The 15270-nt window shown below is 36.3% G+C and carries 13 protein-coding genes; 6 read left to right on the top strand and 7 right to left on the bottom strand.

Features of this window, described 5'->3' with window-relative positions:
• The first annotated feature begins 149 nt into the window (after nucleotides 1–149).
• Entirely contained in the window at nucleotides 150–1604 is a 1455-nt protein-coding gene (locus tag P0092_RS13360; RefSeq protein ID WP_004617561.1) for a GDSL-type esterase/lipase family protein, read from the top strand.
• A gap of 75 nt (nucleotides 1605–1679) precedes the next feature.
• Here P0092_RS13360 and P0092_RS13355 read toward each other — a convergent pair whose 3' ends face one another.
• Nucleotides 1680–2024, bottom strand: a complete 345-nt coding sequence (locus P0092_RS13355) for a hypothetical protein (protein WP_004617563.1) — start codon at nucleotides 2022–2024, stop codon at nucleotides 1680–1682.
• Nucleotides 2025–2182: 158 nt separating this feature from the next.
• Here P0092_RS13355 and P0092_RS13350 point away from each other — a divergent pair, with 158 nt between their 5' ends.
• From P0092_RS13350 to P0092_RS13330, 5 genes are read left to right on the top strand one after another with little or no spacing between them, the layout of a single operon-like run.
• Nucleotides 2183–3952 (top strand): spore germination protein, encoded by a 1770-nt coding sequence (locus P0092_RS13350; protein ID WP_004617565.1) that lies wholly within the window; start codon nucleotides 2183–2185, stop codon nucleotides 3950–3952.
• On the top strand, nucleotides 3945–5057 hold the full coding sequence (locus P0092_RS13345; protein ID WP_004617567.1) for a GerAB/ArcD/ProY family transporter: 1113 nt from the start codon (nucleotides 3945–3947) through the stop codon (nucleotides 5055–5057). The genes P0092_RS13350 and P0092_RS13345 overlap by 8 nt, the downstream gene beginning before the upstream one ends.
• The gene (locus P0092_RS13340) at nucleotides 5036–6337 is read left to right on the top strand and encodes a Ger(x)C family spore germination protein (RefSeq protein ID WP_004617569.1); all 1302 of its coding nucleotides are present in this window, start codon (nucleotides 5036–5038) and stop codon (nucleotides 6335–6337) included. Before P0092_RS13345 ends, P0092_RS13340 begins: the two co-directional genes overlap by 22 nt.
• 11 nt (nucleotides 6338–6348) lie before the next feature.
• Nucleotides 6349–6516 carry a YczI family protein gene (locus tag P0092_RS13335; RefSeq protein ID WP_004617571.1) on the top strand — a complete coding sequence of 56 codons (168 nt, stop codon included), beginning with the start codon at nucleotides 6349–6351 and terminating at the stop codon, nucleotides 6514–6516.
• 27 nt (nucleotides 6517–6543) lie between these two features.
• Nucleotides 6544–7449 (top strand): DUF362 domain-containing protein, encoded by a 906-nt coding sequence (locus P0092_RS13330; protein WP_004617573.1) that lies wholly within the window; start codon nucleotides 6544–6546, stop codon nucleotides 7447–7449.
• A gap of 66 nt (nucleotides 7450–7515) precedes the next feature.
• On the opposite strand, the gene P0092_RS13325 is transcribed toward P0092_RS13330, so the two are convergent.
• The 6 genes from P0092_RS13325 to P0092_RS13300 all read right to left on the bottom strand — a co-directional run bounded on the left by P0092_RS13325 (nucleotide 7516) and on the right by P0092_RS13300 (nucleotide 15157).
• A complete protein-coding gene (locus tag P0092_RS13325) occupies nucleotides 7516–8694 on the bottom strand; it encodes a pyridoxal phosphate-dependent aminotransferase (protein ID WP_004617576.1) in 1179 nt (392 codons plus the stop codon).
• A gap of 20 nt (nucleotides 8695–8714) precedes the next feature.
• Nucleotides 8715–10493 (bottom strand): Rqc2 family fibronectin-binding protein, encoded by a 1779-nt coding sequence (locus P0092_RS13320; RefSeq protein ID WP_004617578.1) that lies wholly within the window; start codon nucleotides 10491–10493, stop codon nucleotides 8715–8717.
• 117 nt (nucleotides 10494–10610) lie between these two features.
• Nucleotides 10611–11099: an Lrp/AsnC family transcriptional regulator gene (locus P0092_RS13315; RefSeq protein WP_004617580.1), complete on the bottom strand. Its 489-nt coding sequence runs from the start codon at nucleotides 11097–11099 to the stop codon at nucleotides 10611–10613.
• A gap of 97 nt (nucleotides 11100–11196) precedes the next feature.
• Nucleotides 11197–12465 carry an O-acetylhomoserine aminocarboxypropyltransferase/cysteine synthase family protein gene (locus P0092_RS13310; RefSeq protein WP_004617582.1) on the bottom strand — a complete coding sequence of 423 codons (1269 nt, stop codon included), beginning with the start codon at nucleotides 12463–12465 and terminating at the stop codon, nucleotides 11197–11199.
• A 165-nt stretch (nucleotides 12466–12630) separates the two neighbouring features.
• Nucleotides 12631–12813, bottom strand: a complete 183-nt coding sequence (locus P0092_RS13305) for a hypothetical protein (protein ID WP_276186925.1) — start codon at nucleotides 12811–12813, stop codon at nucleotides 12631–12633.
• Nucleotides 12814–12943: 130 nt separating this feature from the next.
• Nucleotides 12944–15157: a YhgE/Pip domain-containing protein gene (locus P0092_RS13300; RefSeq protein ID WP_004617586.1), complete on the bottom strand. Its 2214-nt coding sequence runs from the start codon at nucleotides 15155–15157 to the stop codon at nucleotides 12944–12946.
• Nucleotides 15158–15270 lie beyond the last annotated feature (113 nt).

The following is a 15270-nucleotide window of genomic DNA, read 5'->3' as shown; positions in this document are numbered from 1 at the left end:
AAAGAGGAGTTTTGTCAGCACGACATGTGGATGACAGACTCCTTTTTAATATTAGTTGATTGGTTGACTGTAAATATTGGTAATTGGTATAATTAATTGGCTTGTAGATTTAGCTGCAAATTTATATTAAAAAAGGAGATGATAGATAATTGTTGAAGATAATAAACAGAATTATTTTGTTTATTATATCTTTCACATTAATACTTATGTTGATACCTGATAAATACACTATTTCAGCTGCACCAGCAGACACACAAACGGCAGTCAATGCATTGGTATACGGGGACTGCAACAACGACGGAAATATAGATGCTCTGGATTTTGCATTGTTAAAGCAAGAATTAATGAATAAAGGTGATAAATATAATAAGATTATGGACTTAAACCAAGATAATGAAGTGGATGCAATTGATTATTCAATAATGAAGCAATACTTACTAGGAAAGGTCAGTAAATTACCCTATAACCCAACCCAACCGACAACTAAATGGGTTGGTACATGGACAGCGGCACAGCAATTGACCGAGCCTGCCAATATGCCTCCAAGTCCGGGATTAGCTAACAACACACTTCGGCAGATAGTGCATGTATCGATTGGGGGAAATCAACTGAGATTGAAATTTTCCAATCAATACGGGAGTACACCTGTTAATATAAATTCTGTACATTTAGCCCTTTCAACAGGGGGAAGCTCTATTCAGTCGGGTACAGACAAGGCGTTGACTTTTGAAGGGAAGGAAACTGTAACAATTCCGGCCGGAAAAACTGTTATTTCAGATGTTGTCAATTTTAGCTTACATAATCTTGAGAACATTGCAGTTACCATATACTTCGGCAGTGTGCCGTCAGCATTAACAGGCCATCCGGGCTCAAGGACAACATCCTATATTCAGACCGGAAATGGTGTTAATAAATTGAGCATGCCTTCGGCACAACCTACAGAACACTGGTATATTATATCAGGAATAGATGTGCTTACCGATAACTCATTTCAAGGGATAGTTGCTTTGGGGGATTCTATTACTGACGGCAGGGGGTCCACCACAAATGCAAACAACAGGTGGGCGGACAACCTATCTCGGCGATTACGAGAAAATTCTGCTACGTCAAATATTTCGGTGCTTAATCAGGGAATAGGCGGCAATGCTGTGTTTTCGGGAGGCCTTGGGCCAACCGCACTTTCCAGATTTCAGCGTGATGTACTGGAGCAAAGCGGGGTGAGATTCCTCATTGTGTTTGAAGGGGTTAATGATATTGGGGCAAGTTCTTCTGTATCAGTAGCAACAAACCTGATAAATGCCTACAAAGAATTCATAACTAAGGCACATTCCCAAAATATTCTTGTATATGGAGCTACAATTACGCCCTTTGGCGGCTCGCAATACGATAGCAGCATACATGAACAGGCAAGAGAGACAGTGAATAATTGGATAAGAACAAGTGGTCAATTTGATGCAGTAATAGATTTGGATGGAGCCGTAAAAAATCCAAACAACCCAACCAGGCTGCTAAGTATATATGACAGCGGAGACCATTTGCACCTCAGTCCTGCTGGGTATGCAAGAATTGCAGAGGCCATAGATATTAATCTTTTTACCAGATAACCTATTTGGATTTCAGAAGATATAATGAACTGATTGTTGTATAAAACAAAAATACAGCTATCAGTTCTTTTTATTTCAGGTATTTGTTTTTTCATGCAATATCCCCTCAATAATGGTGGCATACAAATTACCTTCGCTTTTCTTAAGCTTTGCAGTCAAATCCTTTATAAAAGCGTTATCTTTTAATAGTCTTGCTTTTAAATTTTTTTTAATGGTTTCCAAACCCTCAGAGGCAAGGCCGTAATCGTTAAAGACTCTTTCTTCCACTAAGTCAGAATACACATAGGTGTTTAGGGCATCTCCATTTAACCTTATCCAAATTCCATTGCCGTTTTTTTCAATAAATTTTCCTTCAAAAATAACCCCATCTTTTATATCTATATAGAAAAGCTTCTCATTTTGTGTAAATAGATTATTCATAAAAAATGTCCTTTGCATATTATTTGTATCAATTTATATTATTCTTATTATATAAATACTTTCTCATATTTTGAGTATATTTGCAAAAATTTCTTCGGATACCTTTTTTAAATTATTCTTATACTAACTACAACTAAAAAGAGATTAAGGTGAATAATATGAGTAAAAAGAAAGGTTTTATGAGAACTCTGTTTTCTTATATAACTTATAAAGAAAAAAAACCTAAAAAACAATTCTATATCCCTGAAATAGATAATGAAGATACTAAGTCCGAGGAACAAAAAAATACTACAATGAAACGAGAAGGCCAAAAAAACAGGGGACTAAAGAAGCCTGTTCCGGTTTCGGAATCAGGTAAAGAGAATAAGCCTGTGTATGAAAAGGCTGACGATGAGAAAATATCTGTAAACATTGAAGAAAACATAAAATATATAAAGCTTAAATTTAATTCACCTGTTAATAAGGATATTGTTATAAGAGAGTTAATGGTTGCAAAAAAGTACAAAGCATTTATTGCTTATATTGACGGGATGGTTGACAGAATAACCATAAACAACTTTATATTAAGGGCATTGATGGTAAATGACGTAAAATTCCATGAAGATACCGATGATAAATGCAAGCTGGATTTTATATTGTCTAACATATTGCAGACCAATCAGGCAAAAAAGGTGGAAAGTTCTGATGATTTTATGTACGAAATTCTCTCAGGAAATACACTTTTATATGTTGACGGATGCGATTTTTATATAACCAATGAAACAAAAGGCTATGACAAAAGAGGCGTGGAAAAACCCCTAATAGAAGGAGTGGTTATTGGTCCACAGGAAGCCTTTAATGAAAATTTAAGAACAAATATAACACTTATAAGGAAGTTAATAAAGAATAATAACCTTACAACTGAATTTGTAAAGGTAGGAAATGTAAACAAACAGTTATGTGCAATTGTTTCAATAAAAGGAATAACTAATCCTGCAATAGTGGAAGAGGTAAAACGAAGATTAAAAAATATCAAAAGTGATATGGTACTTGGTGACGGTATTCTGGAACAGTTTATAGAAGACAATCCCTACTCAATTGTACCAACCATATTAAGTACAGAAAGACCGGACAGAACTGCGTCCCACATAATGGAGGGAAAGGTGGCAATATTTACTGAAGGAGCACCCTTTGCAAAAATTGTGCCGGTAACACTTCCATCACTTATGCACAGTCCCGAGGATTCATATATGCGTTGGCCCTATGGCACATTAATAAGGCTAATCAGATTTTTAGCAGCGTTTATTGCTACATTACTGCCGGGGATTTATGTTGCCATTACCAGTTTCCATCAGGAAATGATACCTACCGAGCTTCTTATTGCAATAGCAAAGTCAAAAGAAAATGTACCCTTTCCAACACTGGTTGAGGTGGTGCTAATGGAATTATCCTTTGAGCTTATAAGGGAGGCCGGTATAAGAATTCCTGGTATAATCGGTAACACATTAGGTATAATTGGTGCGTTAATTCTGGGACAGGCAGCTGTTCAGGCAAATATTGTAAGTCCTGTATTAATAATTGTTGTTTCGGTAACAGGACTTGGTAACTTTGCAATACCAAATTACAGTCTGGCGCTGTCAGCCAGAGTATCTCGATTTTGCTTTATTATTTTAGGTGCGTTACTTGGATTTTATGGAATAAGCATTGGAATTGCTTTTTACATTATACTGATTACAAATATAAAATCATTTGGAGTGCCGTTTTTTGCTCCTATTGCCCCAAAAACAAAAGAAAGTACCGATTTATTCTTTAGAAAGCCTGTATGGCAGCAGATGTATAGACCGGATTATGTAAATGCTTTAAAACAGAAAAGACAAGACAAGATATCAAGGCAGTGGATGAAGGAAGAGCCAAAATACAGCTATGAAAGGGATGAAGAGGATGACTAACGAAAGAAAATTCGGGACAGCAGAAGCGGTTTACCTGACTACGCTTGTTATAGCATCTAAAGCCTTTTATACAAGTATACGTGTTATGATAAAGATTACAGGAACTGCTGCGTGGTATATGACTATTGTATCTTGCCTGACAAGTATAATATTTTTTCTTCTGATATCCTTGGTTATGAAAAGATTTCCGGGCAAAAATCTGGTTGAAATATTCGAACTTGTAACAGGCAGATTTTTTGGGAAAATATTAACTTTGGTGTTTTCAGCATATTTTGTGTACTATGCAGGCTCCAGCCTTAGAGAGTTCTTGGAAATGATAAAGGCGTACAATCTGCCATATACGCCCCCGAGTTTAATAATTTTTGCTTTTATGGCTGTAGTTGTAGTTCTGGCATATATAGGCTTGGAGGGTATGGTCAGGTTTGCATCCGTTATTTTTTATCCAGTACTTATTGGAATAGCTCTGATTCTATTTCTTGCATATCCGTATTACAATGTAAGAGCGATATTTCCAATCGGTGGATATGGTATTGCAGAAACATTAAAATCAGGTTTTTTCAGAAGCTCGGCATATGATGAAGTAATAATTTTGGCATTCATTATAAACTCAATTGATGGTGTAAAAAAATTTAGAAAGGTTGGAGTTTTAAGTCTTTTTATTTCAGGAATTGTTTTTACATCAAACTGTTTATGCAATATTATGGCCTTTGACTATACAATGTCAAGCGAAAATGTTTCGGATCTTTTTCAGTTGGCCAGAGTAATATATTTTAGCAGGTTCTTTCAAAGGATTGAATCAATATTTCTTTTTATTTGGATTCTTGCATCTCTGATAACTGTGGGACTTGCATTTTATATTGCTATCAGCAGTTTTTGCAAAGCATTTAAAATTAGCAATCACAGACCTTTGATATTACAATTTGCTTTCTTAACCTTTATGGTAACTCTTTTGCCAGAGGGTCTTATCCAGCTTGCAAAAACAAATATTGTAGTTTTACGTGAATATAGCATGATACTGGTTTATGGAATACCGGTTCTGATTTTATTTATCTCCGTAATATTTGGTAAAAGGGGGGATAGCAAATGTTTAAAGTCAGTAAAGTAATCGTTTTGTTAATTACATTTGTATATATTTTAACAGGTTGTACAACAGATAGTAAAAATATAGATGACCAGGCATATGCAATAATGGTTGGAATTGACAAGGGAGTAGATAATAAAATAAGACTGACTGTTCAGTTTCCCACATACAAAGGAGGCGGGAACGGGAGTTCTTCAGGTGGCGGGGGAGGAAACAGTGATGAAAAAGAACATGGCCTGGTAGATGGTACGGTAGTTGTCTCTATTGAATGTGCAACTGTACTGGAAGGGATAAATTTACTTAATACTTCAACTTCAAGACATATATCCCTTGTCCATTGTAAGGCAATGATTTTCTCAGAGCAATTGGCTCAAGAAGGGATAAATTTTTATTTGTCGGATTTTGCGAGATTCAGAGAAACCAGACGTATTGCAAATATAGGTGTTTGCAGGGGAAAAGCTGAAGAGTATATCATGGAGAATAAAACATTGATAGGTGATAATATTTTTAAATCCATAGAGCTTTCATTTTCTCAGTCTAAAAATTCTGGATTATTTCCTATGATGGGGTTTACAAATTTCTACAAAAGTACTATTTCACCTTATTCACAGGCATATTCTATTTATATGGGAATAAACAATTTTAAAAACTTACAAAATTCAGATAAAGAGAAAAACCCTCCTCTTAAAACCCATGAGAATTATTATCCGGGAGATGTTCCTAAAAAAGGAAATTTAAAGCAAGAAATGATTGGAACTGCCATTTTTAACGGGGACAAGTTAGTCGGTACACTGAATGCAGAAGAGACCCGCTATTTTCTTATGGTAGTAAACGAGTTCAGACATGGTATTTTGACTATTGAGGACAAAAGGCATCCCGGAATGGCGATACCATTTGATTTGCGCCCCGGAAGAAAACCCGATATTAAGGTAAGTTTTGATAAAAGCACTCCAATAATTGATGTAAATCTTAATATAGAAGCTGATATAGTTGGCATACAAAGCGGTATGCATTATGAAAGTACGGATAGAATAAAAGAATTAAGTGATCTATTAAAAGATACTATAGAAGGCGGAGTAAGTAAAACAATAAAAAGAGTTCAGAAACAAATGGGAACCGATATTTTTGGTTTTGGTTATTATGCTGCAAGTAAATTTATAACAATTAATGATTTGGAAAAATATAATTGGTTATCGCATTTTATAGATGCAAAAATAAATGTAAGTGTACGTACAAATATAAGAAGAACCGGGCTTGTGGCGGAAACTGTACCGGTAAGATACCGAAATAGAACTGCAAAATAGGAGAAATAGATATGATATATTTACTGATGCTTTTTATGCTCTTAAGCGGATATTATACATTTACTTTCGGAATTAGCCAGATAAAAGGTAAAAACAGATTGGGAGGTTTTAGTACAATCGTAATTGCCATATTTGGCACAATAGCCCCAATGGTCATTTTGTATATGAAGAGTAAATAAAATATACAGTTTAAATTTGGAGGTAATATGAGAAAAGACAGACGATGGAAGAACTCATCAGTAGCCATTACTCGAAATGAAATAGAGGTAGTTGCTATAAGGGAAGCTGTTGAACTCCTTCAGATTATACCGACAATTGGTAAAAAGGACGTTGTAGTTATAACACCAAACTGGGTAAATAATAAAAAAAGTCCTGACTCAGGTGTAGTTGTAGGTCCTGACAGTTTAAGACAAATTATAAGTATGGTAAAACTAAGAGAACCAAAACGAATTGTAGTTGCAACAGGTACTGCAGATGGTGAGACAGCTGACGTAATGAATAATGTCGGATTTGGGAAGGTAATAAGAGATGAAGGAGTAGAATTTATTGACCTTAACCACGGCCCTTTTGTACGGATAAACCTCAACCATTCAGTTGTGACATCAACTAATATAAACAAGCTCTTAGAGGAGGTAACAGTACTTATCTCCTTTACACAGTTAAAACAACATGAAGAGGCAACAATATCAGCTGCAATTAAAAATATAGCTTTGGGCTGGCCTCCGGCTGACGAACATGGACATCCAAAGAAAAACTGTGGTATTCATAATGAGTTGCATGGCTTCATAGCGGCAATGGCTGAGCAAATACCTATTGATTTGTCAATAGTAAGTGCAAGCCCCGCAATGATTGGGACAGGTCCTACCAAAGGAATTGCCAGACATACAGGACTGGTGATTGCAGGCTGCGATCCGGTAGCAACAGATACTGTAGCAGCACGGCTTATGGGTTTCAAACCTCAGGCAATACGATATTTGTTCGAATGCAGTAATAAAAAAATTGGTGAAAGTGATATTGCGAATATCACCATTGAGGGAATACCCTTGGTTGAGGCAGAAAACATATTCAGTCAGGCAGCATACGGAGATGGTTTATCTGTAGACAAAGGATAAATGAAAACCCCGAAAAAACTACTATATGAGATTTTTTCGGGGTTTTCATACAAAGACAGTTTAAAATTATTTAAACTCTTTTGCAAGTGCTTCAAAGGCCGGCAGAGAGTTTTTAATTGTTTCAAGACTTACGCAGTAGGCAAGTCGGAAGTAGCCCGGTGCTCTGAACCCTGAACCCGGTACAATAAGCAGATTGTATTTTACAGCTCGGTTTTTAAACTCAATATCATCAGGAATTAAAGCTTTAGGGAACAAATAAAAGGCTCCGTCAGGCTTAACACATTCATAACCCAATTCGGTAAGACTGTTATACAATAAATCTCTTCTTTCCTTGTAAATGTTTATGTCAACTGTTGAGTTGATGGTTTTTGCGATAACCTTCTGGAACAGGGCAGGGGCATTAACAAAGCCTAATACTCTGTTGCAGTAAACAAGTCCGTTCATAAGTGTAGTCACGTCGTCTGCTTCAGGATTTGTAGCTATATATCCCATGCGTTCACCGGGAAGGGATAATGATTTACTGAAACAGTCAATCATTATAGCATTTCTATAAATAGTTAAAATATTAGGAACCTCTACATCATAAGCAAGCTTCCTGTATGGTTCGTCAGATATAAGATAAATAGTATTTCCGTACTCCCGGCTCTTATCTTCTAAAACCTTAGCAATACTGCTTAAAGTATCTCTGCTGTATACAACACCTGTTGGATTATTTGGTGTATTAATAATAACTGCCTTGGTATTCGGAGTTATTTTTGCTCTTAATATCTCAGGGTCAGGAAGGAAGGTATTGAAATCCGTATTAATTATTACCGTTTTTCCTCCGTGATTATCAATATAAGAGGTATACTCTACAAAAAATGGCGCAAAAACTATTACTTCTTCACCGGGGTTAAGAAGTGTTTTAAGAACGACATTTAAAGCACCTCCTGCACCAACAGTCATAACAACATTGCTAAAATTCAAATTCAGTCCAGTTTCGCTGTTTATTTTCTGAGCAATAGTTTCTCTTACCTCAGGAAATCCTGCATTGTTCATATAGGAATGCATTTTTAGCTGGTCGGAGCCTGCAAGTTCCCTGAGAGCAGATTTAACTTCTACAGGAGGCTCCGGATCAGGATTGCCCAACGAAAAGTCATAAACTTTGTCCGCTCCATAAATTTTTCTTAATTTTTCACCTTCCTCAAACATCGCACGTATCATTGATGAATTAGCCAGATTATGGCTTATCTTTTTAGATATCATTTTAAATGAGTCCCCCAATCCTACTTACCAGGAATATTTTTATTATTAATTATTTTTATTACCGTTTCTTCTTCAGGTGTAACATTAATAGTTTTAAAATTTTCATATATAACCATTCCCGGTTTGGCACCGGACGGTTTTTTTACATTTCTTACAGTGGTATAGTCCACAGGAACATTGTAAGACATTTTTGCACTGCTGTGATATGCTGCAAGGGTTGCTGCTTCCAACAATGTAGAATCCGGTACGGAGTTGCGTTCAGTTCTGATAATAACGTGAGAACCGGGTATGTTTTTTGTATGAAGCCATAAATCATTTGAAGCAGCTGTTTTTAGTGTAAGCAAGTCATTCTGCTTATTATTTTTACCCACTAAAATCTGAAATCCGTCACTTGATACAAACTCCAGAGGGGAAGACGGCTTATCCTGCTTTTTTTTCCCATTCTTCAATGACCTTCTGATGTAGCCCTGGTCTATTAACTCCTGTCTTATTTCATCGACTTCCAGTCTTGAACTGCAATTTTCAAGCATAGTCAGAACGCTTTGAAGGTACTCAAGCTCTGACAAGGTTTCCTCTTGCTGTTTGGTTACATTTAAATGAGTACTTTTTGCCTTTGAATATTGCTTGAAATATTTTTGTGCGTTATCCTGAGCAGATTTATACTCATTCAGAGGAATATCAACATATTCTTCATTTTCACTGTAATAATTAAGTACTTTTGTAGATTTTGCACCTTCGGGAATACAGTATATATTTGCAGTAATCAACTCTCCATATAGCTGAAGTTTATCTCTGTCTGAAACTTCTCTGAGTTTTTCATTAAACATGGAAGCCTTTTTTTTGCATCTGTCAATACCGTTTTTAACAACCTTTAGAACATCACCCATTTTCTGTCCAAGACGCTCGTTTGTATCACGCAGCAGGTAGTATTGGTCCAAAGCTGTGGACAAAAGGTCATAGCTTTTGTAGAAAACCTCCTTTGAAGGCTCAAAACAATAAAAGTCAATTGGTCTCAACAAGCTTTTATCTTCATAGACAATACAGGGTGAAAAATTGTTGCTTTTAATTTTGTCTATATAATTCGAAAGGGCAGTTTTAATTTTTTCTTTATCAGATTCATTTAACTCATTTAAAGGAGTTTTGGACGGAACTCCCGCAGCAGAACATATATCCCGGCAGGTATAAGGACTAAAGCCCTTAACGGTATTTAAAATTATACCTTCCGCATGTTTGGCCCCTTCAACGTTTTCCTCATTGAAAATATTATCAACTTCTATATTTTCAGGAAGCTCCTTATTCTGAGCAGGGGGGAGTATATAAATTCTGGCAGGCATAACTTCTCTGACACTGCTTATATCGCTGTCAACATGTTTAACGGAATCTATAATTTTATTTTCACTATTTAGCAGGATAATATTACTGTACTTACCCATGATTTCTACAACAAGCTTTTTTACAGTAAGGTCCCCAAGCTCGTTGACAGATTCTATATTCAATGTAATTACACGCTCATAATCATGAAAGCTTATATCCAAGAGCCTTCCGCCTGCAACATGTTTTCTCATAAGCATACAAAAAACAGGTGGGGTGGAAGGATTTTCCTTTTGCAAGGTTGTCAGATGCAGTCTTGGATTACTTGCATTTGCACTTGCAACAAGTCTGTAATTCTGACCTTTTGAACGTACCAACAAAACTATCTCATCGTTTTCAGGCTGGAATACCTTGTCTATTCTACCTCCTGAAAGTAAATCATTCATTTCACTGACTATACATTTTGTTACTATTCCATCAAATGGCATTTTTAAAGCTCCTGACATGCATATTTTAAACAAACTCAATTTGTAAAAAATAAAGCTGCAATAATTGCAACTTATTTTCCAAATCATATTTAGTATACCATTTTACAGACCAACAAACTAGCTCTGTTTTTGCTCAGATGAATCCACAGGCAGGCAGAAACTCTGCTTGTCGGTGCTTAGAACCATACTGGTTTCAATTTTGTTTACGCCGGGAAATGATAGAAAAGTATCAATAAGAAAGTCCCGGCAATCAGCCAGATTGTGGGCAGCAATTTTAATAAGGTAATCCCAGCTGCCTGAAATATTATAGCACTCAAGTATCTGGGGTGTTTCATTGATTTTTGAAATGAAGGCATTAGTTATATCCCTGTTATGAGGTGAAAGGGTTACAAAAGTAAATGCTATTACTTCATATCCAAGCTTTTTTTCATCCATAATTGCTGCAAACTTTTTTATAACGCCTATTTCCTTTAATCTCTTTGTACGGCTGAGACATGCAGAAGGAGAGAGTCCAACCTTTTCTGCAAGGTCTTTATTTGAAATTACAGGGTCAGCCTGTATTATTTCAAGTATTTGTTTATCAAGTTCGTCAAAAGTAAATTGCATAATAACACCTCATTAAAATATTGGCTGGTACAAAATAATATGGATAACACCACAATTAAAATATAGCAGTATTATCCATACTAAATATATATAATTCTTAATCTTCCAAGGCCTGTTTTATGTCCTCGATTATGTCCTTGATATTTTCGATACCTACGGAAAAGCGGATAAGACCCGGGTCGATTCCAGCCTGTACAAGTTGTTCATCACTCAATTGCCTGTGTGTGGAACTTGCAGGGTGCAATACTGCTGTTCTGCAATCAGCCACATGAACTACTATAGCGGCAAGCTTTAACTTATCCATAAACTTAACTGCACCTTCTCTGCCACCTTTAATTCTGAAGGAAACAACTCCGCTGCAACCCTTTGGAAGATATTTTTGTGCAAGTGAGTGATAAGAATCCTTTGCCAGAGTAGGATAACTTACAGACATTATTTTATCGCTGGTTGACAGATATTCTGCAACTTTTTCTGCGTTCCGACAGTGACGTTCTATTCTCAAGTGAAGGGTTTCTAATCCCAGATTCAATAAAAATGCATTATTTGCGGACATGTAGCACCCATAATCCCTGATAAGCTGTACTCTTGCTTTAGTTATGTATGCAGCTTTACCACAGTCTCTTGTATAAACCATACCGTGATATGTGTCATCAGGTTCTGTTAAACCCGGGAACTTGCCATTATCCCAGTTGAATTTGCCTGAGTCAACTATAACTCCGCCAATGCTTACGGCATGTCCGTCCATGTACTTTGTAGTGGAATGTACTACAATATCAGCACCATACTCAATTGGTCTGAGCAAGATAGGTGTTGCAAAGGTATTGTCAATTATAAGGGGAACATTGTTTTTATGGGCTATTTTTGCAAACTTTTCTATATCAAGTACACTAATTTTAGGGTTTGCAATTGATTCACCGAACAGAGCTTTTGTATTAGGCTGAAAAGCTTTCTGAATCTCTTCTTCCGAGCTGTCTTGATCAACAAAAGTTACACTTATACCGTGTTTTTTCAAGCTGGCACCGAAGAGATTTATAGTGCCACCGTAAATTGTTCCGGAGCAGACAAAATGCTCTCCTGCTTCACATATATTCAGAATTGATATCAGTGAAGCAGCTTGTCCTGATGAGGTACAGAGCGCACCGATACCGCCTTCCAGTGCAGCAATCTTGTTTTCAACACATTCAACGGTGGGATTGCTTATTCTGGAATACATGTGTCCGGGAACCGATAAATCAAAAAGCTTGGCAACATGCTCAGTTGAGTCATATTTGTAGGTTGTACTCTGGTAAATAGGGAGTACACGGGGTTGACCGTTTTCAGGTTTATAGCCTTCCTGAAGGCACTTGGTTTCAATTTTCCATGGCATATAATCACCTCATATAAAATTAAACTAATTATCTCTAAAACGAATATTATTTTCTTATAACAAAAGAATATAAAATAGAATACATATTTGTCAAGACATGTGTGAATATAATTATATAAAAAAGAGAAAAGACTATGGTTCATCCATAGTCTTAAAGACAACAGTTTATCTAAATTTTTCGATATCATCCTCAGACATCTTACTGTCATCATAAGTATCTTCTCTGGTGGTACTTTGAAATCTTATTGGAATACTATTTATAATTCGTTCAAAAACCGTTAAAAGAGAGTCATCGTCTATTTTTCTGTTTCTCATTGCCAATACCTCCGTCTGCCATATTTTGGCCATATAATAATGTGAATACCTTTAATAGTATTTTGCTGCAAAATAGAAAAGATATGCTTCCAATAAAAAACTGACACAGTAGAAATACCATGTCAGTTTTGGGATTTTATAAAACTATTAAAATTAATTCAATTTAAGCTGAAGCTTCTTCGGATATTTTAACAAAATCATCAGAATCAGAAGAAATACATCCGAATCTAAGCTTTGATATTACAATGTTTAATGCAAAGAAACCAGCCATTATAGCAACCAAAACAATTAGGCTCTGAGTCAGAAATCCGCCATTAACACCTGAAATCACTTCTCGCAATACGTTAACTGAGTATGTCATTGGCATAAACGGATTAATTACGTTGAAGAATCTTGGAACAAGCTCCATAGGGAAGGTTCCTCCACAGGAAGTAAGCTGTAATATCAAAAGAAGAATAGCAATAAATTTGCCCACATCCCTTAACTGTACAAGTAAAAATCTCATTATAGAAGTAAATGACATTGAAATTATTATACTTGTGAGTACAAAAAGTCCAACATTGGTAACATTCAGGTGTAAGGCTTTAAGAATAACGATATCCAAAACCAGTGCCTGAGCAATGCCAATGAAAGTATATGCAAAAAATCTCATATAGCCTTTAGAAGCTGAAGAGAATCTGCGGAATCTTACTTCCTCATCCAGATAAATTGCAAAGAACATCATCAATGCACCAACCCAAAGGGACAACGATACAAAATAAGGCGTAAAGGCGGTACCGTAATCAGGAATACCGTATACTTTCTTTTCCGTAATTTTAACAGGAGATGCAGCATATTCTTTCAACCCGTCAGTCCCGTTCATTTGACTATCGGCCTTGAGAAGAGAAGAGGATACACCGTTGCCGGCTTCAGTTACTCCAGCCTTAAGTTTAGCTAAACCGTCCTGAAGCTTTGTTTCACCGCTAAGGATAACAACGGAATTCTTTGATAATTCCTTACTGCCACCTTCCAGTGCTGAAACACCGTCAGATAGTTTGGCAACTCCGTCTTTGACGGATGAAGCACCCGAAGCAAGCACTTTAGATTTATTGGAGGCAGTTTTTATGCTGCCGGCAGTATCACGTATACCTTTATTAATCATTGGATAAGATTTATTCAATTTATTTGCTCCAGCAGAAAGCTTATCTATACCTCCGGTTACAGAACCCAACTGTGCAGCCAACTGTGAAACGCCGCCTGCAACTTTTTCTGAACCTGCAGCAAGCTGTTTTCCTGAAGTGGATAACTGGTCTCCGCCTGCTTTGAGCTGTTCAGGAACAGACTTTGATGCTTCCAGAGTAGCTATTACAGCTTTGAAATTCGGGTCTGTCATGGCTTCCGGATGGCTTGCAGCATATTTTTGAATAGAGGTTGCCAATACGGATTGAGCCTGCGAAACCTTGTTTACAGATTCTATATATTTATCTACACCTGAAGTATAGGACTGCAAACCGTTATTTAAGTCTGAGCCTCCTTTAGAGAGCTGAGAAATCTGTGGAGCAGCCTTGGTAATGCTTGAATTCAATTGATTTAAACCTGAATTCAGATTTGACAAACCTGACATAAAACTGTTTGAGCCGTTAACCAAACCGGTTATTTTATCGGAACCTCCGGATAAACTCCTGTAGAACAGTTCTGCGCCATCGCTTAGCTGCTTTGAACCTTGTGCCAGAACAGCAGAACCATTGTTGACTGCTATAAGTCCGTCGTTCAGCTTATTAACACCAGCATTAAATTTTTTCTGACCGTCTACAATTTTACTATTGCTATCGTAGAGTAGTTCAGCTCCGTCTTTTATTTCATTTAAGCCGTTATCAAGTTTCTTTAGATCAGCAGGAAGTTTATGTATTTGATTTAAAAGGGTTCCTACAATTTCTTCAGAAACGGACTTGGATACTTTATCCTTAAACTCTAGTGTAATTCTGTTTAGTACTTGACTTGCAAGATAATTTCTTTTTTCATTAACAGTATATGTTAAATTACCTTGAGTCTTGTTACTGCCGGCAGCGGAAGAAATATTTTTGGAGAAATCATCAGGTATATTAATCATAGCGTAATACCTTCTGTTTTCTACACCGTCTTTTGCATCAGATTCTGATGTAACAACCCATTTAAGATTTTTATCGTTTTTAATATTGTCTGTAATTTCTTTACCCAGATTTCTGCTTACACCGCCAATAGTTGCTCCGTTATCCTGATTAACAACGGCTACAGGAAGCTTGTCAAGTTTGCTGTATGGATCCCAAAAAGCATCTAAATAGAAGAAACTGTAAACCAATGGTATTAAAATAACTGCAACAACTACGGCAAATTTCTTGTATTTTCTTAATGCTTGCATAAATTTTACCTCCCTTTTCTCTGAATATAGATGTTCGTTTGAATTTTACTTAGTAATTTCGAATGTTTTAAATTAAAAATAATTTGAAATTCCAAATATTTCGACAAAAAAAA

Source organism: Ruminiclostridium papyrosolvens DSM 2782 (assembly GCF_029318685.1).
GTDB lineage: Bacteria > Bacillota > Clostridia > Acetivibrionales > DSM-1351 > Ruminiclostridium > Ruminiclostridium papyrosolvens.
The sequence above is the reverse complement of the archived record's forward strand: the minus strand, read 5'-3'. Positions and strand labels throughout refer to the sequence as shown.